At 42.7% G+C, this 18904-nt stretch carries 11 protein-coding genes, 1 tRNA gene and 1 pseudogene; 5 read left to right on the forward strand and 8 right to left on the reverse strand.

Annotation, left to right across the window (positions count from 1 at the left end; translation table 11 throughout):
• Positions 1 to 20: 20 nt before the first annotated feature.
• Positions 21 to 93, reverse strand: a tRNA-Met gene (locus KSX81_RS15365).
• Between the two features lie 237 nt (positions 94 to 330).
• Here KSX81_RS15365 and KSX81_RS15370 point away from each other — a divergent pair.
• From KSX81_RS15370 to KSX81_RS15385, 4 genes are all read left to right on the forward strand, one after another.
• Positions 331 to 921: a TetR/AcrR family transcriptional regulator gene (locus KSX81_RS15370; protein ID WP_004299903.1), complete on the forward strand. Its 591-nt coding sequence runs from the start codon at positions 331 to 333 to the stop codon at positions 919 to 921.
• 16 nt (positions 922 to 937) lie between these two features.
• Positions 938 to 1684 carry a 3-oxoacyl-[acyl-carrier-protein] reductase gene (fabG, locus tag KSX81_RS15375; RefSeq protein WP_004299904.1) on the forward strand — a complete coding sequence of 249 codons (747 nt, stop codon included), beginning with the start codon at positions 938 to 940 and terminating at the stop codon, positions 1682 to 1684.
• Between the two features lie 9 nt (positions 1685 to 1693).
• Positions 1694 to 2365 carry an RluA family pseudouridine synthase gene (locus KSX81_RS15380; RefSeq protein ID WP_004304960.1) on the forward strand — a complete coding sequence of 224 codons (672 nt, stop codon included), beginning with the start codon at positions 1694 to 1696 and terminating at the stop codon, positions 2363 to 2365.
• Positions 2366 to 2584: 219 nt separating this feature from the next.
• Complete coding sequence (locus KSX81_RS15385; protein ID WP_008997876.1) at positions 2585 to 4855, forward strand: GH92 family glycosyl hydrolase; 2271 nt, start codon at positions 2585 to 2587, stop codon at positions 4853 to 4855.
• Between the two features lie 301 nt (positions 4856 to 5156).
• Here the strand turns inward: KSX81_RS15385 and KSX81_RS15390 are convergent, their stop codons facing one another.
• The 7 genes and pseudogenes from KSX81_RS15390 to KSX81_RS15420 form a co-directional block, all read right to left on the reverse strand.
• Positions 5157 to 5384: a hypothetical protein gene (locus KSX81_RS15390; RefSeq protein WP_332058876.1), complete on the reverse strand. Its 228-nt coding sequence runs from the start codon at positions 5382 to 5384 to the stop codon at positions 5157 to 5159.
• Between the two features lie 136 nt (positions 5385 to 5520).
• The gene (locus KSX81_RS15395; RefSeq protein ID WP_217726205.1) at positions 5521 to 6879 is read right to left on the reverse strand and encodes a transposase; all 1359 of its coding nucleotides are present in this window, start codon (positions 6877 to 6879) and stop codon (positions 5521 to 5523) included.
• Between the two features lie 132 nt (positions 6880 to 7011).
• A pseudogene (locus KSX81_RS15400) lies at positions 7012 to 8037 on the reverse strand (glycoside hydrolase family 130 protein); the annotation flags it as partial.
• 495 nt (positions 8038 to 8532) lie between these two features.
• Positions 8533 to 9978: a glycoside hydrolase family 125 protein gene (locus KSX81_RS15405; RefSeq protein WP_004299909.1), complete on the reverse strand. Its 1446-nt coding sequence runs from the start codon at positions 9976 to 9978 to the stop codon at positions 8533 to 8535.
• A 59-nt stretch (positions 9979 to 10037) separates the two neighbouring features.
• The gene (locus KSX81_RS15410) at positions 10038 to 11195 is read right to left on the reverse strand and encodes a glycoside hydrolase family 76 protein (protein ID WP_052587971.1); all 1158 of its coding nucleotides are present in this window, start codon (positions 11193 to 11195) and stop codon (positions 10038 to 10040) included.
• Between the two features lie 52 nt (positions 11196 to 11247).
• Positions 11248 to 12198: an endonuclease/exonuclease/phosphatase family protein gene (locus KSX81_RS15415; protein ID WP_004299911.1), complete on the reverse strand. Its 951-nt coding sequence runs from the start codon at positions 12196 to 12198 to the stop codon at positions 11248 to 11250.
• Between the two features lie 53 nt (positions 12199 to 12251).
• Entirely contained in the window at positions 12252 to 14534 is a 2283-nt protein-coding gene (locus KSX81_RS15420; RefSeq protein WP_004299912.1) for a GH92 family glycosyl hydrolase, read from the reverse strand.
• Positions 14535 to 14744: 210 nt separating this feature from the next.
• On the opposite strand from KSX81_RS15420, the gene KSX81_RS15425 reads away from it, so the two are divergent.
• Complete coding sequence (locus tag KSX81_RS15425) at positions 14745 to 18785, forward strand: response regulator (protein WP_217725855.1); 4041 nt, start codon at positions 14745 to 14747, stop codon at positions 18783 to 18785.
• Positions 18786 to 18904 lie beyond the last annotated feature (119 nt).

Below are 18904 nucleotides of genomic sequence, written 5' to 3' on the forward strand. Positions count from 1 at the left end.
GCGATTCTTCTTATCTTTAGTTGCGGAGATCCGACTCGAACGAATGACCTTTGGGTTATGAGCCCAACGAGCTACCAACTGCTCCACTCCGCGATGTTTAACGGGTGCAAAGGTACGGCTTTTTTTGAAACAAACAAATAATTCGCTGAATATTTTTCGAATAAATCATCACTTTTTTCTTATTTGGTTGAGAATGAATGAAATAATGATGAAACTTTTTCTTAGCACCTATTAATATACAAATGTTAATATTCTCTCTATTTTCTTGTATGGTCTAAAGAAAAGAATTACTTTTGCTCAAAATATTCAGCAATGTGCAATTTGTAACCTATGACCGTATCCAAGACAAAAGCCAAATTAGTAGATGTAGCCCGTCAGCTTTTTGCGAAGATGGGAGTAGAAAACACAACTATGAATGATATCGCTCTTGCTTCTAAAAAAGGTAGACGAACGCTCTATACTTATTTTAAAAGTAAGGATGAAATTTATTTGGCTGTTGTGGAATCGGAATTGGATATTCTGTCGGATATGATGAAGCGGGTGGCCGAGAAAAATATCTCACCGGACGAGAAATTGTTGGAGATGATATATACCCGGTTGGACGCGGTAAAAGAGGTGGTCTATCGAAACGGAACATTGCGTGCTTATTTCTTCCGTGATATATGGCGGGTGGAAAAAGTTCGTAAGAAGTTTGATGCAAAAGAAGTCCAGCTCTTTAAAGCCGTTCTTCTGGAGGGACAGGCAAAAGGAGTTTTCCATATTGACGATGTGGAGATGACTGCCGACTTGATACATTATTGTGTGAAAGGAATTGAAGTTCCTTACATTCGTGGCCATATAGGTGCACATCTGGATGAAGATACGAGAAATAGATATGTGTCCAACATTGTGTTTGGCGCACTGCATAGAACAGAAATTTAATTAAATAACTTTTAGTATGGGATTATTAGACGGAAAAACAGCCATTGTGACCGGTGCTGCTCGCGGTATTGGTAAGGCTATCGCTCTTAAGTTTGCTGCCGAAGGTGCAAACATCGCATTTACTGACCTTGTCATTGACGAAAATGCAGAAAATACAGCTAAAGAATTGGAAGCAATGGGCGTGAAAGCCAAAGGTTACGCTTCTAACGCGGCTAACTTTGAAGATACTGCAAAGGTCGTTGAAGAAATCCACAAGGACTTCGGACGGATCGATATATTGGTAAACAATGCCGGTATCACTCGTGACGGTTTGATGATGCGCATGAGCGAACAGCAATGGGATATGGTAATCAACGTGAACCTGAAGTCTGCATTTAACTTCATCCATGCTTGTACACCTATCATGATGCGTCAAAAAGCTGGTAGCATTATCAATATGGCCTCTGTTGTAGGTGTTCACGGAAATGCAGGACAGGCTAACTATGCTGCTTCCAAAGCAGGTATGATTGCATTGGCTAAGTCTATCGCACAAGAGTTGGGCTCTCGCGGCATCCGTGCCAATGCTATCGCTCCGGGATTCATCCTGACAGACATGACAGCTGCTCTTTCTGACGAAGTAAGAGCTGAATGGGCAAAGAAAATACCTTTGCGTCGTGGTGGTACTCCTGAAGATGTGGCAAACATCGCTACCTTCCTGGCTTCTGATATGTCTTCTTATGTATCAGGTCAGGTGATTCAGGTAGATGGTGGTATGAATATGTAATCGAACAGAATGACTGTTGTATACGAAGACAACCATATCATTGTAGTCAACAAGACCGCTTCCGAGATTGTCCAGGCAGACAAGACGGGGGATACGCCGCTTTCGGAGACTGTGAAACAGTATCTGAAAGAGAAGTATCAGAAACCCGGAAATGTTTTCCTCGGTGTGACACATCGGCTGGACCGCCCCGTAAGCGGTCTTGTTATTTTTGCCAAAACGAGTAAGGCATTAACAAGGCTCAACGAAATGTTTCGCACCAGTGAGGTGAAAAAGACTTATTGGGCGGTTGTGAAAAATGCTCCGCAAGAACCGGAAGGTGAACTGGTACATTTTCTTGTACGTAATGAAAAGCAGAACAAAAGTTATGCATACGACAAAGAAGTGCCGAACAGCAAGAAAGCGATCTTGCATTACCGGTTGATCGGTCATTCGGAGAATTACTATTTGCTCGAAGTCGATTTAAAAACCGGACGTCATCATCAGATTCGTTGTCAGCTGGCAAAAATGGGATGCCCTATCAAGGGAGATTTGAAATATGGCTCTCCACGCTCCAATCCGGATGGGAGCATTTGTCTGCATGCCCGGAGAGTACGGTTCGTACATCCTGTCTCAAAAGAACTGATAGAGCTTGAAGCTCCTCTTCCCGAAGGGAATTTATGGAAAGGATTCGCCATAGATTAACACGGATTTCCACAGATTCATTTATTATGTTATTTAGTAGACGGTACGCAGTTTTTCTGTGGAAAACCGTGTAAATCTGTGGTTGGAACTTGCCAAAAGAGTAAACCTGCCTGCCATTTTTCTTGTAAACTCTAGCGACAGTTAGTTAATTCCTAAATAGGTAGTATATTTGCATCATTCGCTAACTATAATTTTCAATCATACCAAAGAAAAATACGAATGAAGGCATTTAAACTACTTGCACTTACTTCTTGTGTCTTGCTTGCAGCAGGAAATGGAGTAGCGCAACAGAACTATTCAAAAAGTGAAGGATTATTGCAGTACGTCGATCCGTATATCGGATCCGGTTATCATGGACACGTCTTTGTTGGGACGAGTGTTCCGTATGGAATGGTACAGCTGGGTCCTACCAATATCCATAAAGGTTGGGACTGGTGCTCGGGTTATCATTATTCCGATAGTATTTTAATTGGCTTTTCACATACCCATTTGAGCGGTACGGGCTGTACTGACTTATGTGATATTCTCATCATGCCATTGAATGAGATCCGTACTCCCAGAGGCAATCAGGATGATATACGTGATGGGTATGCTTCCAGATATTCTCATGCGAATGAAATCGCCCGTCCCGAATATTACTCTTTGCTTCTCGACCGTTACAATATCAAAGCCGAGTTGACAGCTACAGATCGTGTAGGCTTCCATCGTTATACTTATCCTGAAGGAAAACCGGCTTCCATATTAATCGACTTACGTGAAGGAAACGGATCGAATGCTTACGACAGCTATATCCGTAAGGTAGATGATTATACAGTAGAGGGTTATCGTTATGTGAGAGGCTGGAGTCCTTCCCGCAAAGTTTATTTTGTGTTGAAAAGTGATAAGAAGATAGAGCAGTTTACTGCCTATGATGATAATAACCCGCAACCTTGGGACCAACTGAAAGTGGCATCGGTGAAGAGTGTCCTCACTTTTGGTAACGTGAAGGAAGTGAAGATAAAAGTCGCCCTTTCTTCTGTCAGCTGTGACAACGCAGCGATGAACCTGCAATCCGAACTTACTCACTGGGATTTTGATAAGGTGGTGGATATGAGTGCCGACCGATGGAATAAGCAACTGGAGAAGATGACAGTAGAGACTGATGATGAGGCTTCCAAACGTGTATTCTATACCGCCCATTATCATACTATGATTGCCCCTACGCTTTTTTGCGATGTGAATGGAGAGTATAGAGGGATGAATGACATGATTTACACAGACCCGAAGAAAGCCAACTATACGACTCTTTCTTTATGGGATACCTACCGTGCATTAAATCCTTTGATGACTATTACTCAACCTGAAATGGTTGACCATGTAGTCAATTCGATGATTTCCATCTATCGTCAGCAGGACAAACTCCCTATCTGGCCTTTGATGAGTGGAGAGACCGATCAGATGCCGGGGTATAGCTCCGTGCCGGTGATTGCCGATGCATATCTGAAAGGATTTACCGGGTTCGATGCGGAAGAAGCATTGCAAGCAATGATAGCTACAGCTACTTATGAAAAGCAGAAAGGAGTACCTTATGTAGTCAAAAAAGGCTATATCCCTGCCGACAAAGTTCATGAAGCTACTTCCATAGCCATGGAGTATGCAGTGGACGACTGGGGAATTGCCGCTATGGCACGTAAGATGGGAAAGACAGAAGATGCTGAAACATTCTCAAAACGTGCTCATTATTACAAGAACTATTTTGATTCTTCTATCCATTTCATTCGTCCGAAACTGGAAGACGGCTCTTGGCGTACTCCTTACGATCCGGCACGTTCCATCCATACTGTTGGAGATTTCTGTGAAGGAAACGGATGGCAATATACTTTCTTTGCTCCACAAGACCCCTATGGGCTGATTGCCTTGTTTGGAGGTGACAAACCTTTTACAACGAGGCTTGATGGTTTCTTTACCAATACCGACAGTATGGGGGAAGGAGCATCGAGCGACATAACCGGATTGATCGGACAATATGCACATGGAAATGAACCGAGCCATCATGTTGCTTATCTTTATGCGTATGCCGGTGAACAATGGAAAACGGCGGAAAAGGTTCGTTTTATCATGAGCGATTTTTACACAGACCAGCCGGACGGTATCATCGGTAATGAGGATTGTGGCCAAATGTCTGCCTGGTATCTTCTTTCATCTATGGGACTCTATCAGGTGAACCCGTCGGATGGTGTATTTGTTTTCGGTAGCCCTTGTTTTAAGAAAGTAGAAGTGAAGGTACGTGGTGGTAACACTTTTACTGTAGAAGCACCCAATAACAGCAAAGAAAATATCTATATCCAGAAAGTGTATTTGAATGGCAAGCCTTATGATAAGAGTTATATCACTTATCAGGATATAATAAATGGCAGCACATTGAAGTTTGTAATGGGGAAAAAGCCTAATAAGAATTTTGGTAAGGCTCCGGCAAACAGACCGGTTGTTTTGAATAAGATAAATGGATAAAGATGGCTTACTTATAAAAGACAGCTAATTGTTGAAAGGAGGAAGAAGCCTCCGACAATGAAAGAATAAAGCTGGTTCTCAATATTCAATTCAGTTTTCAATAGGTATTATAAGGCTTTCCGATTGTAGCATTTAATTCTGCTTCGGAAAGCTTTATTTTATACTAGAAACGGCTGAAAAGCAAATCCTTAACAAGAACTTACTGTTTTCAGCCGTTTTGGGGAATATAGTTTTAAGAAATAAGTTAGTCCTGATTACATCTTTCCTTTAAAAAAGAATGTAATCAAGACTATTTTTATAACTATGGCAGCGGATCAGCCTTTGCCGGCCGTTTCGGATCATAAACGGCTACTCCTACTTTGGAGTCAGCACAACCATAATACAAATACCATTTGTTTTTGAAGTAGACCATTCCTTCGATAAATACGGTTCCATCTACATAGGGATATTCAGTAAATGTTCCTCTTTCTAAAAAATCAAGAGAAAAGCTTTGCTTTACGTGAGCTTTTCTCTTGATTTTTTCGTTCAACTCTCCCAGTCTTCTATCTTTTTTGTACAATATTGTTTACATATTCTTGTTTTTTCCTTCCCACCCTTGCATTATGTACATGTCTTTTTTAGGGGAAGTTAAAACCTCTCCTGTTTTTCCTGTTATTTTAGTCAGATTATGCTGCCTTTCTTTTTTTCTTTTCGACCTTTTCTATCATACATACCGCATTGGCTGTATGTATCCCAAAGAAAATCCAAAGTACTTCCGTTTTCCTGTTTCTAGCTTTTATCCTGGCCAGTGAGTAATGTTGTTTCTGCGTTCCAAAACTTCCTTCCAGGCGGGTAGCTCTTTCACGGCTGAGTTCCGACCGTAAGATTTTCCGAAGCGGCTCATCTTTGGCAGCTCTGCCCTTACGCTTAAAGGAAGTACTTATATGATATTTTGTACAAAATTTCCGGTTGGCATTATTGGCATAGATTGAATCCGCCGCAAGCGCCTTAACCCTGACCCCGGTCAGTTGTTGTTGCAGATGAATACAGTCTTTCAAACGTACTCCTTCGTTAAAAGCCTTAAAGGAGATATGTTCTATAAAGGAGATTCCGTCTATCTGTATATTGTTGACTTTGGCTCCGAATTCAACGGATTTGGTTTCCTTGCCTCTGATAATGGGACGAAGGTAATGCCGGTCGATACTCACGATACGGTTGGACACTTTTTTGCCTGCAAATAAATTTTTCCCTTGCTCAAGGACTGTCTGTATGACCGAGAAACGTCTTTGGTAATCAGAGGATAGTGTAAGCCTGTTCCTGTAGGATGAATGAAGCTGCTCCAGCTGGTCAAGTAACTTTTCCAATAACTGAAGTAACCTTCGTGTAATCATACGAGTCTGTGATTTCTTGCGTTTACGCAGTTTGCTATAAGCAAGATAGGCACGGCGTACATCAAGATACTTGTTACGGGGACGTTGTATGTGCAAGGTCTGGCAATGTTTGCACAGATGACGATGAAGCCATACAATACCTTCCCATAAGAGTTTGGTATCAGTAGGAAAGCGCAGATGACTTTCATAACAGGTGGCATCGGTCATACAGACATGAAGGTTCTCAAGATAAGGTTTCCAATGCTCGGCAAGAATGAGCTGGAGGGACTCAATATCAAGGCGATCCGCTAGTTCCTGACGAATTGCACTGACGATTTTAGGATTGGTCAGTGGATGAAGCGGATCAATCTGAATACCACAAAATAACTGGTAATGAATATTACCGTTTAAATGCTCAATCAGTTGTGCATCGGAAAAGTTGGTATAGGACTTCAAGACCATCAAGGCTATTTTACCTTCGGGAGAAAAATAACTTTTACGCCCCAAAGGAGAGGACTTCAAATGCATTTGTCGGGCCAGTTCCGAGAAAGGGAACAGAGAATGGAGTCGACCTAATTCACTCGTTGCAAAACTTTGACGATATTTTTTAAGCATATCGAACTCGGTAAAACCTAAACAAGGTTCGATTTCTGAGATTTTTTGTATCTTTACCATGTGTTTTTATTTTTAATTCCCCCCGTTTTGGCCGTCAAACCGTTTTTGGGGGGGAATGCTTAAAGATACAAAAAAGGCAACTAACTCGCAATGAATTAGTTGCCTTAAATTTTATTATTTTAGGAATATCCCTACATATTGCCCACTCTTTTCAAAGCTATCCATCGGGCGGAAGAACGGTTCGTCGAGACGGGTGATAAAGCGGGTAGGATCATTGGCGTCGAAGAGTGCTTGTCCGGCAGCATAGACATTGGCGGTATAGCGTTTGTCACCTCTTCCTGAATGGTTCTTACCATTATAAAGAAGGACAATTCCTTTCGGAGTGTAGATAGCCGGAGGCCCACATTCGGTGAGATGGCTGTCGAAGTAGCCGTCACGGGGAGAAAACAGCTTTTTTAGGGAGCCATCAATGTTGACAATCGGTGTCCAGTGGATTAAGTCATCGGAAGTAGCTGCGAATACATGCTCTTCTCCCCAGTACATAAAGTATTTCCCGTTGATTTTCTTGATAACCTGCTTCCCTTTAACAACTTCGGTCAGGATAGAGCCGGACTTACAACCCAGGTTGAAGAACTTTCCATCAAATGCTTTGGCAAAAGCAGGACCGTGTTTTGTCCAGTCTTTTAGGTTGCGGGAGGTCGCTACTGCCAGGCGAGGTACATGGCGATTCCATTGGGTGTACATCATTACATATAATCCGTCATCGGTTACGGCAATTCGTGGGTCTTCGCAGCCGCCGGGCCATTCCAACTCTTTTTGTGAATCATTATCCGGATAGAATACAGGAGTCTTTTCCCGTTGGAAATGTGTGCCGTCGGTAGAAGTGGCATAACCGAGGCGGGAAGTCCGGTGTCCGATACCGACACCTGATTTATCCTCTGCACGGTATAACACGACAATCTCACCATTGTAGAGTGTAGCAGCCGGATTGAATGTATCGTTCGATTCCCACGCAATAGAATCTTTGGTCAATGGACAGTAAAACTTGGTGTTTTCTATAGGAGATATTACCGGATTGACATTCTTTGGACGTTCAAAACCACCGAAAGCCCAATCGGGTAATTTGTTCTCTTTATGATTGGAAGACTGTCCGTAGGCAGTACAGGTCATCATGGTTGTAGTAAGTAGGAATAAAAAAGTTGATTTCATATTGTTCATATTATATGGGTCATTTATTTTTTAGGAGTCATATACTCCCTACATATAAATTGGAAAATAAATAAAATGCTGTCATCTGTCACCTGATTGGGCATAAATGATTGATTATAAATATACTGCAGTGTGACAGCATGATGTGACGGCAAGGTGACGACAACTTTGCTGTCACTTTGTTGAAAGCAAGGATTTTATTGTTTCTCTGCTATGTGGGTACTTATTTCTCTATCCGGAGCGGTATTCAAGGATTATCAGACTATTACAGAAGAGAGAGTTTCAGTACTTGAAACTAAAAGTTCTATTGCTTGAAACTTCTGTTTCGTCAGTGGGAAACTTTAGTTTCATCGGTGAGAAACTCTAGTTTCACTTACTTGAAACTATGGTTTCAAAGGCCTGAAACTAAAGTTCTTCAACCTTGAAACTACTTTGGAAGCGTAGGCTTCAAGGTTAGAAACAGTTATCTCATAAGCGGGAATACAATAAAAACATAATAGAAGACTATTGGATACTATTCAGCAAGTCTACCTTTCCTTCATTCACGAGTTTTAGGATTAGTTCTCCGAACAGCGTATTTTGCCATGCAAACCAGGAACGAGTAAAGTTTTTCGGGTCGTTCTTGTGGAAAGATTCATGCATGAACCCTGTTCCGGCATCCGTATCCATCAGCATTTTGATACAGGTCTTGATTTCTGCGTCGTTTTGACTGGTGAATGCTTTCATCATAATACTCATGGGCCAAATCATATCATATCCGATGTGCGGACCGCCAATTCCTTCACCGGCAGTACCTTTGAAGAAGTAAGGATTATCTTCGCTCCATACAAACTTACGGGTATTCTGATAAATAGGATCGTTCACTTTCACATCTCCAAGATAAGGCAGGGCAATGAGACTCGGCACATTGGCATCATCCATTAACAGTTGGTTGCCGAAACCATCCACTTCGAAAGCATAGATTTTGCCATATTTCGGATGATTGTAAACCGCATATTTTTTCAGGGCTGCTTCCACTTCGTTCGACAGTGTAGTACATTCTTTAGCTAAATCAGGTTTCTTGTTGACTGTATTCAGAATTTCGGCAGCTTTGCGCAATGAAGTTACAGCAAAGAAGTTGGATGGAACGAGGAACTGGAAAGTTGTAGCATCATCCGAAGGACGGAAAGCAGAAGCAATCAGTCCGACCGGCTTTACAGGATTACCCCAGCCGTCGTTGGTCATCGTATCGAGTGCACGTTCCGTTTTACGTTGGAAACGATAAGGACCTTTCGGATCTTCTTTTCGTTGCTGTTCCTTAAACGTTTTCAGAACCTTGGCGATGGCTGTAAGCCATTCGTCGGAGAATATACTGGCATCTCCCGTCGTCTTCCAGTAATGATAAGCGAGACGGATAGGATAACAGAGCGAGTCGATTTCCCATTTGCGTTCGTGCAGTTCGGGCTTCATGTCCGTAAGGTCGCTCATCCATTCGCCGCCTTCGGAATTCATGTTGAAAGCATTGGCATACGGGTCGATATTGATACACTTGAACTGACGTTTGATAACGCCGGCGAGCATTTTTTTCAGTTCTGCGTCTTTGTTGGCGAGTTGCACGTAAGGCCATACTTGTGCACCCGAATCGCGCAACCACATGGCGTGGATGTCACCTGTATAAACAAACGTATCGTCTTTACCGTCAAAATGAACAGTAGTATCCAGTGTGTTCGGGAAACAGTTTTCGAACATCCATGCTAAGCGGGCATTCGTCAGCAGTTGCTTGATATGCGCAATCTGTTGTTCCACAGCTTGTGAGACAAACAGACGTTTCGATGTTTCCGGACGGTTCGTCTGATAGTTGTTGATTTTGGTATTATCTTGTTGGATGACAAAATCACTGTTCGTTATAGCCTGCATATTGCTAGCGCCCAAGAGTGCTATGGACAAACAAAAGGCTTTAGTTATATTCATGGTAATAGTCTTTTTTTGTTGATTAGTATTGATTATGAAAGTGTTGCGGAGAAGAAGTGTTAAATCTCTGCAAAGAATTCAATAAGACAGGCATTGTCGAGCAGCCATTTATACTGTTCCTTGTTGTGTCCCGACCAATCCCTGCCTAATAATCCGTTTTCATCCCGGTAGTTTTCCCAGGCGTGAAGCGCATTTTCCACCATCGCATTGACATACGCCGGATTCTTGTCAATCTTATACAGAGCTTTCAGTCCTCTGAATAAGATCACGTTAAACCAGGCCATGTCTTTATGCACTTTGACAGTCGGGTCTTTCTTGTCGGCTTTTGTGCGGAAAAAGGCATCTGTTCCTGCGGCTGTTTGCTGTGCATCGTGCAAATACTGCTCATCTCCCGTTTCCTCATAGAGCAATACACCCGCCTGAATCATCTGTCCACTGTTGTAGGCGTACTTCTCTTTGGAAACTTTCCCTTTCAGGTTGATGTTATCCCAGTAAAGATGGTCGGTAGGGTCGCACAGATGCTTTTTCGTCCAGGCATACGTCTCTTTTGCTTTTTCGAGGTATTTGGCATCCTTCGTCAGCCGGTACAACTTGACACCGAGCACAGTAGACGGTGCATTGGAACAAGTATGCTTCGCTTCCTTCTGCTGTTCACACCAAAAGATGCCACCGCCTATCTCATCGCTCCATCCACTGTAGATATATTGATACAATGCAACGGCTTTTTCCAAAGATGCAGGCTTGTGAGTCAGTTGGTAATAATCGCAGTAATCCAGTGCAATCCAGATGTTATCGTCATAATAACGTCCGTGCTGCCCGTACTTGGTGGGGTATGACTGATAACAGGCCGGCAAGCGACTGTTATCCCAATACTGCTCCATTCCCGGTAGAATTCTTTTCTCGAGAATCTTTTTGTACTTCTTGTTTCCGGTCGCTTTGTATAAAGCCACACAACCCGACATCATCCCGGAATACGGCCATAGAAAAGAAGCCTTCAGCGTTCCGTTCTGCTGCGTTCCGCCCGCCAGATAAGTAATTTTTTGGTCGGGATTGACAGGATACGTTTCTGTTAGTAGTCCGTCATTCGTCTGATAGAGATTCAATACATTAGATAGAATCGAGTCGGCAATAGAAAGATAACGGGTATTTCCCGGTGTCTTTCCCACTGCGGAGGTAAGGCAAAATAACATACAGGCTACAAAACATATATTTCTCATAGGAATATCGGGTTGTGTGGTGAAACTTTCAGGTTATAACTAGATACAAAGATTATTTCTGCTGACGCTGGTCGAACTCCAGTTCCACCTTTACGGGGAAATGGTCTGAAGGAGTGCGCGCCTGATAAGTCTTGATGTCGATTTCTTCCGGGCAATCGTTCGCCTGCTTCTTTTCTCCCTTGCCTACGATGCTGCGGTAAGTATCAGTCAGCACACCATATCTTTTCACTTGGAAAGACGGAGAAACGAATATATGGTCGATACGGCTTTCCGTAAAGCTGTTCGGGTCGAAGTTGTTGAACGTGCCGTTGATAGCATAGCGGAAGCCGGCCTTCTCGTAAGAGTCGCACAACACCCCTTTGCTCACAAAAGCATCATAAGACTGGTGGGTCTGGTCGACATTGAAGTCTCCCGTCAGGATAGCCGGAAGCTCTTTGCCTTTGCCAAGTTCTTTCATCTTGTCCTGTACGAGGAACGCACTTTCCACGCGTGCTTTCTTGCCGATATGGTCCATGTGCAGGTTGAAGAAAAGGAATTCGAAGCCGGTATCTTTGCATTTGAAGTGTCCCCAACTGCAAATACGCGGCAACACGGCATCCCATCCTTTGCTCGGCACGTCGGGAGTTTCCGACAACCAAAAATCACCTTTCTCTATCACGTCAAACTTGTCTGTGCGATAGAAAATAGCAGAATGTTCACCTTTCTCTTTGCCGTCGTCGCGACCTACACCGATATAATCATAACCGGGTAATGCTTCTTTCATATCTTTCAGTTGATGAATAAAGCACTCCTGCGTGCCGAAAATATCGAAATCGTGGTATTGCACTATTTGGGCAATGACCGGATAACGTTGTCCCCAACCGTTTCCGTTGATTGAATCGCCACCGTTGGCGTTTCTCAAATTGTAGGAGGCAACGGTGATAGAAGTAGGCTGATAGTTACTTTGACAACCGCAAAAGACGATCGCAACAAGGGCAATTAGTAAAAGGTTTTTCAGTTTCATGTTTTTATAGTTTGTTTGGTAGATAATTCATTGATCTCCAAAAGTACAATATTTTATTCAAACGAAAGAGAGTAAGGTACATCTTTTTCTGTGGTTCCCCGTTGTTTATTGGGTACGGGGCTCATTTGAAATTGAATATTAGCACCTTTAATCAGCTGGTCATGTGTAAGGAAATTACGGGTTTGTGATTTCCCGTTTACTTTCATTTCCTTGATGTAGCGGTTGTCAAGCTGGTTGTTATCTGCCTTGATTGTGATGGTCTTTCCGTTCTCCAGATGTAACTTCGCTGATTTGAAAAGCGGGGTTCCTATGATATATTCATCCGTTCCCGGGCAAACCGGATAGAAACCGAGTGCGGAGAATACATACCAGGCGGAAGTCTGTCCGTTGTCTTCGTCACCGCAATAACCGTCGGGACCGGCGGTATATAGCTTGTTCATAATCTCACGTATCCAGTATTGGGCTTTCCAGGGCTCGCTCGAATAGTTGTAGAGATATACCATGTGCTGAATAGGCTGGTTGCCGTGCGCATATTGCCCCATGTTCATTACTTGCATTTCACGCATTTCGTGAATCATGCCGCGGCTTTCCATTCCCAGTTTACCCGGGATGACAAAGACGGAATCCATCATCGCGTTGAATTCTTTCTTGCCTCCCATCAGGTTGATAAGTCCTTGCGGGTCGTGGAATACGCAGAAGCTCCAGTGCCAGCTATTCCCTTCGCAAAATTCACCGCTCCAGTCCACTGCATCGAAATTCGGATTGAATACGCCTTTGTTGTCTTTGCCAACCATCAGTTTGCGTTCCGGATGATAGACATTTTTGTAGTTCAGCGCGTGTTTCTTATAAATGTCGATTTCGCTCTCCGGTTTACCGAGTTTCTTGCCTAATGTATAAATTGCCCAGTCGTTATATGCATACTCCAGTGTACGTGCAACGTTTTGTCCTATGCCGATATTGTTGGCAACATATCCCAGTTGGTTGTAAGACTCGTAACCGAGACGCCCCGAAGCAGTCCCGCGAAGATGTGCATTTGCTCCATGCTTCAATGCTTCCCAAAGAGTTTCGATATCATATCCTCGCAATCCTTTGATGTAAGCGTCGGCCACTACGGAAGCCGAGTTGTTGCCTACCATACAATCCCGATGTCCCGGGCTGGCCCATTCCGGCAGGAAACCGCTTTCCTTGTAAGTATTTACTAGTCCCTCCTGCATCTTTTGATTCATTGACGGATACATCAGGTTGAGGAAAGGGAACAGGCAGCGGAACGTGTCCCAGAATCCGGTGTCGGTAAACATATAACCGGGACGCACTTCGCCGTTGTAGGGGCTGTAATGCATGACTTGTCCCTTAGCATCTATCTCGTAGAAACTGCGTGGAAAAAGCATGGAACGGTATAAACAGGAATAGAAGGTACGTAAATTATCGATATTATCGTCTTCTATCTCTATTTTACTCATTTCACGGTTCCAGATCTCTCTTCCGTTCGCTACTAGTTGGTCGAAACTGTTTTTGCCAAGCTCTTTGAGATTCAACTCCGCCTGTTCGGGGCTGATAAAGGAGGAAGCAACACGTGCGTGTACGATTTCTCCCTTTTTTGTGGCGAATCCGATCACGGCCCCTGTGTGGTTTCCTTTTGCTTCTGTTTCATTCGGAAGAATGTTGTTTTCGAAAACTGTGGAAACGAATGTGAATGGTTTGTCGAATTGAATCACGAAATAGTTTTTGAAGTTTTCCGGCACACCGCCGCTATTCTTGGTTGAATAGCCGATAATCTTGTTTTCTTCCGGAATCACTTTCACATAAGAACCTTTGTCGAAAGCGTCTACAATCACGTAGGCATTCTTTGTCTCCGGATACGTGAAACGGAACATGACGGCACGCTCCGTAGGAGCAAGCTCGGTTGTTACATCATGGTCGGCGAGGTATACCTTATAATAATAAGGTTTGGCAACTTCCGCTTTGTGAGAGAACCAACTGGCACGTCGGTCTTGATCGAATACCAGTCCGCCTGTGATAGGCATGATGGCAAACTGCCCGTAGTCGTTCATCCAGGGACTGGGCTGATGTGTTTGTTTGAATCCCCGGATTTTGTCGGCATCATACGTGTACGCCCAACCGTCTCCCATTTTACCGGTCTGCGGTGTCCAGAAATTCATTCCCCACGGCAATGCCGTAGCCGGATACGTGTTTCCGGTAGACAGTTCAAACTTGGATTGAGTGCCTACCAGTGTGCTGACATAATCTACCGGATTCTTAACGGCAGAAGATTGCAGGCTGTACAACACGGCACCTCCAAGAAATAGCAAGTGTTTAAATGAAAAATGTGTTTTCATGAACAAATGAATTTATAGATTTGAAAATAATTTCTACGACGAAAATAGGGAGAAAAGGAATGTGCTTCTAGTAATAGAGGGGCTAAATCGCCTCTTGTCGCTGAAATTAACTACTCTGGCACGGAGCTTTACTTATATTCCGGCCAAAAAAAAGCTCGGAATGTTTTTTTGTTTACCTTTGTCATATAGCAAATCTAAGAATAATACACTATGGGAAAACAGTCGGTTTTTATTCTATTCTTTTTTCTTAATCTGTTGATACATAATGCTTATGCTTATAATTTGAAGCAAGTTGCAGATAAAGAGTATATGTCTAATAGTTCGATTACATCTCTGTGCCAGGATGAGCGTGGATTGATGTGGATCGGGACCTGCGACGGACTGAATATTTATGATGGACAGGAGATTGAGGAATTTAAGACTCGTGACAAGGAGGATTACTTATCTGGTAATCTGATTGACAATATTGTGTATACGGGTGAAGATATTTACTGGATTCAAACCTACTATGGGCTGAACCGTTTGAACCGGAAAACCAATACAATCACTCACTATAATGAATTTCAGAAACTCTTCTTTATGAATAAGGATAGTCATGGTAATCTGTTCATTATCCAGGATAGTAACTGCATTTATTATTATCATAAAAAAGAAGGAGTCTTCAAGAAAATCAATATCACGGGAATCCCGATTTCCGATATCGTAAACTTCTTTATCGACGGTAACAACCGGATGTGGGTAGTCATGAAAGGATATAACCGCTGTTATGATATACAGCAGGAAGCCGCATCGGGAGATATCACCCTGTTACCCCAGAAAACGAACCTGATTTATCAGACTTCCTTGATTTATTGTTTCAATGACGAGCAATCTCTTTATTACATAGACAAGGAATTTAATTTCTATGCTTTCCATATTCCGACCCAGAAGAATGAGTTTATTGCCAATCTAGGTAAAGAAATACAGGAACGTGGTAAAATTTCTTCCATCGTTCATTATCATAACAGCTATTTTGTGGGCTTTTTGATGGATGGTATTCTGCTGTTGGAGAAACAGAAGGAGACGAATCATTATCAAATTCAGTCGTTACCTATCAACAGCGGTGTATTCTGTCTCAAGAAAGACCGTTTTCAGGATGTTGTTTGGATTGGTACCGACGGGCAGGGTGTTTATCTTTATTCGAACCCGCTTTATTCTATCAAATCAATGGTGCTTAGCAATTATACCGAGAAAATAGAACGCCCCGTGCGTGCCATCTATCTTGATGATGAACGTACTTTCTGGGTGGGAACCAAAGGAAACGGAATTCTTAAAATCTATGATTACGAATTCGATAAAAACATCTCCGACTGTCGGGCGGAGGTGTTGACTACCTCTAATAGTGCTTTGAGTAGTAATGCCGTTTATTGTTTTGCCAAGAGCCACCGGAATTTGCTTTGGATAGGAGACGAAGAAGGATTAACTTATTATTCATATCGGGAAAAACGTATCAAGAGTATACCAATACGGATCGGTAACGAAGATTTCAAATACATCCATGACATTTATGAAACAGCAGATTCCGAACTGTGGCTGGCGAGTGTTGGCATGGGAGTGGTGAAAGCTCGTATTGCCGGAACACCGGACAATCCGGTGATTGTGGATGCGCAACGTTACATCATCAATGACGGCGAACTGGGATCGAACTATTTCTTTACTATTTATGCGGAGAATGAAGCCAACCTGTTGTTTGGCAATAAAGGATATGGGGTATTCCGCTATAACGAAACGACGAATGGCCTGGAACCGGTGTCTACTCACAAATACGAAAACATGACCCTGAATAATATTCTCGCTATCAGTAAAGACAGCAGCAATAACTATCTTTTCGGAACGAGCTACGGATTGATAAAGTACACATCGGAAACCTCTTATCAGCTCTTCAATGCCAAGAATGGTTTCCTGAATAATACCATTCATGCAATTCTTAGAAACTCGTCCGACGACTTCTGGTTGAGCACCAATCTTGGATTAATCAATTTCGATACGAAAAGGAATGTCTTTCGTTCATACGGTTTTGGAGATGGTTTAAAGGTGGTAGAGTTTAGTGACGGAGCCGCTTTTCGGGATTCCCAGACTGGTACTCTGTTCTTTGGCGGAATCAATGGAGTCGTAGCTATCCGGGCGGATGGCCGTCCGGAGCAGCTTTATATGCCTCCTGTTTATTTTGATAAGCTGTCTATCTTCGGTGAACAATACAATCTGGGCGAATTTCTCACCCGGAAAAAAGAAACTGAAGTCTTGAATTTGCAGTATGACCAGAATTTCTTTTCTGTTTCATTTGCCTCTGTGGATTATCTGAATGGTAATAACTGTACCTATTTCTATAAACTAAAAGGATTGAGTGACCAATGGGTAAACAATGGTTCGGAAAGCGGAGTCTCTTTTACGAATATGGCTCCCGGCGAATATACCTTACTGGTGAAATATTACAATAGTGTTTTTGATAAAGAGAGTGATGTCTATTCTCTGGTGATTCGTATAGGTGATCCGTGGTATGCTTCCTGGTGGGCTTATTTGATTTATGCCCTGTGTCTGCTTTTACTGGCAGCCTTGCTGATACGTTCCTTTATCCTGCGCTCCAAACGTAAAAAGCAGGAATTGCTGAACGAGATAGAGAAACGCCATCAAAAGAATGTCTTTGAGTCCAAACTTCGTTTCTTTACTAATATCGCACATGAATTTTGTACTCCGCTGACTTTGATTTATGGTCCTTGCGGACGAATCCTTTCATCGAAGGGACTTAGTAAATTTGTCGTGGACTACGTACAGATGATTCAGACGAATGCGGAACGTCTCAACAACCTGATTCATGAGTTGATCGAATTCCGTCGGATTGAAACGGGAAACAGGGAAGTGCGGGTTGAATCATTGAATGTGTCTTCCATTGTGAAAGGAATAGCCAAAACGTTTGTAGAAATGGCTAAATCCAGAAACATCACTTTCTTGAGCAAGATACCCGAGCAGGTGATGTGGAACTCGGACAAAGGATTCCTGAATACGATCATTATTAATCTGATTTCTAATGCCTTTAAATATACTCCCGACGGACAGAGTATCAAGATTGAAGTGGATACGAGCCGGGAAAATATGCTGGCTCTTCGTGTAGCAAATGAAGGAAGTACCATCAAGGAAAAGGATTTTCAGTATATTTTTAATCGGTATGCCATTTTGGATAATTTCGAGAATCAGGATGAAAAGAACTTTTCACGGAACGGACTGGGGCTAGCCATCTCTTATAATATGGCAAAGTTGCTGAATGGTACGTTGAAAGTGGAAAATACTCCTGACGGATGGGTGATGTTTACACTAACCTTGCCGGTCGTGAAACTGACTACCGGAGTGGTGGAAACCAAGCGGCTCACAGCGGAATACATCCCTAAGATAGATACTCAATCGATACTGAAACTTCCCCAGTATGAGTTTGATAAGATGCGTCCTACGCTTTTGGTTGTCGATGATGAAATCGAAATGCTATGGTTTATTGGAGAAATCTTCTCGGCTGACTTCAATGTGGTAACCTTGCAAGATCCTGAACGGCTGGATCAGGTGATGAATGAGGTTTATCCGAATGTGATTATCTGTGATGTCATGATGCCGGGAATGGGTGGCATTGAACTGACCAGGCGGATTAAATCGGTGAAAGAGACGGCGCATATTCCTATTATTGTGGTTTCCGGACGACACGAGATGGAACAACAGATGGAAGCCCTTTCTGCTGGTGCGGAAATGTATATCACAAAACCGTTTAGTGCGGAGTATCTTCGTATCTCTGTCTGTCAGGTGATAGAACGGAAAGAGGTGTTGAAAAATTATTTCAGTTCGCCGATCAGTTCTTTTGAAAAGTCGGACGGGAAGTTGACGCATAAAGAGTCGAAGAAGTTCCTACAGTCGGTTTTGAAGATTATCAATGATAATATAACGAACAAAGATTTGACTCCACGTTATATCGCCGATCGGCTGGCAATCAGTCCCCGGAGTCTTTATCGGAAGATGGAAGAGATAGGAGAGGATAGCCCGACCGATCTGATTAAGGAATGTCGTTTGCACATAGCGAAAGATTTATTGCTGACCACTAAAAAGACGATTGATGAAATTGTATTCGATTCGGGATTCTCGAACAAAGTTACTTTCTTTAAGGTGTTCCGTGAAAAGTATGAGTGCACGCCAAAAGAGTTTCGGATGAAACATTTGGAAGAGGTTCAGCAGTAGCCTGTGGCGGGAATTTTTAAAGAAAAAGAAGAAGTAAATATCCGTGTTAATATAGTAAATATCCGTGCCAAAAGGTAAAAAAGGATAGTTAATTTTCTTTTGGTAGAGTTTAGTGATTT

It is taken from the genome of Bacteroides sp. MSK.18.37, assembly GCF_019129155.2.
Lineage (GTDB): Bacteria > Bacteroidota > Bacteroidia > Bacteroidales > Bacteroidaceae > Bacteroides > Bacteroides ovatus.

What these genes read in the sequence shown, in the direction of transcription:
- fabG (WP_004299904.1), top strand. Translation starts at nt 938, where the DNA reads ATGGGATTATTAGACGGAAAAACAGCCATTGTGACCGGTGCTGCTCGC.
- KSX81_RS15425 (WP_217725855.1), top strand. Translation starts at nt 14,745, where the DNA reads ATGGGAAAACAGTCGGTTTTTATTCTATTCTTTTTTCTTAATCTGTTG.
- KSX81_RS15405 (WP_004299909.1), bottom strand. Translation starts at nt 9,978, where the DNA reads ATGAATATAACTAAAGCCTTTTGTTTGTCCATAGCACTCTTGGGCGCT.
- KSX81_RS15385 (WP_008997876.1), top strand. Translation starts at nt 2,585, where the DNA reads ATGAAGGCATTTAAACTACTTGCACTTACTTCTTGTGTCTTGCTTGCA.
- KSX81_RS15410 (WP_052587971.1), bottom strand. Translation starts at nt 11,195, where the DNA reads ATGAGAAATATATGTTTTGTAGCCTGTATGTTATTTTGCCTTACCTCC.
- KSX81_RS15370 (WP_004299903.1), top strand. Translation starts at nt 331, where the DNA reads ATGACCGTATCCAAGACAAAAGCCAAATTAGTAGATGTAGCCCGTCAG.
- KSX81_RS15395 (WP_217726205.1), bottom strand. Translation starts at nt 6,879, where the DNA reads ATGGTAAAGATACAAAAAATCTCAGAAATCGAACCTTGTTTAGGTTTT.
- KSX81_RS15415 (WP_004299911.1), bottom strand. Translation starts at nt 12,198, where the DNA reads ATGAAACTGAAAAACCTTTTACTAATTGCCCTTGTTGCGATCGTCTTT.
- KSX81_RS15380 (WP_004304960.1), top strand. Translation starts at nt 1,694, where the DNA reads ATGACTGTTGTATACGAAGACAACCATATCATTGTAGTCAACAAGACC.
- KSX81_RS15420 (WP_004299912.1), bottom strand. Translation starts at nt 14,534, where the DNA reads ATGAAAACACATTTTTCATTTAAACACTTGCTATTTCTTGGAGGTGCC.